The organism is Bradyrhizobium sp. (genome assembly GCF_016462955.1).
Classification (GTDB): Bacteria; Pseudomonadota; Alphaproteobacteria; order Rhizobiales; family Xanthobacteraceae; genus Bradyrhizobium.
The window spans coordinates 7,383-8,026 of the sequence record NZ_JAEMSD010000184.1; the positions used below are offsets into that span (position 1 = coordinate 7,383).

At 62.3% G+C, this 644-nt stretch carries 1 protein-coding gene; it reads left to right on the forward strand.

Annotated elements, in window-relative coordinates:
• Nucleotides 1-283 precede the first annotated feature (283 nt).
• Nucleotides 284-644: TAXI family TRAP transporter solute-binding subunit (locus tag JHD07_RS19375; RefSeq protein ID WP_291624745.1), on the forward strand; the 361-nt coding region annotated here is incomplete at its 3' end.

A 644-nucleotide genomic window follows, 5' to 3' on the forward strand; every position in this document is an offset into this window, starting at 1 on the left:
GTTTGGGCCGCCGACGTCACTGCGCAGAAGGTGCGCGGCTGCATCATCATCTCCTCCGGCCTCGGCTCCGACATCTCCAAGTGCCTGGACATGACGTTCCAGTGAGGGGGCGTCGACTCGCACGCGGGAGCGGTGAGCGCTGCGCCACGTCGCCGCAGCCGCGAAGTTCCCGAAAAATCGATCGGATCGGCCGTTTACCGCAGCCCAGCTTTATCTTTTGGATGGGTTGACCCGCATGCCTCATCCGGTCAATTTCGGCGCCGGTTTGGGGAGTAAAACAACCATGAAACGAACGATTTTCGGCGTGGCCGCGGCTCTCGCTCTGGCGGCGTCGGCACCTTGCGCGCATGCGCAATCCTTCATCAACGTGCTGACCGGCGGCACCTCGGGTGTCTACTATCCGCTGGGGGTCGCGATCGGAAAGATCTACGGCGACAAGATTCCGAACGTGAAGACGCAGGTTCAGGCCACCAAGGCATCGGTCGAGAACCTGATCCTGCTGCAGCAGGGCCGCGGCGAGCTGGCGTTCACGCTCGGCGACTCGCTCAAAGCCGCCTGGGAAGGCGAAGAGGAGGCGGGCTTCAAGACCAAGCTCGACAAGCTCAGGACCATCGGTGCGATCTATCCGAACTACATCCAGATCG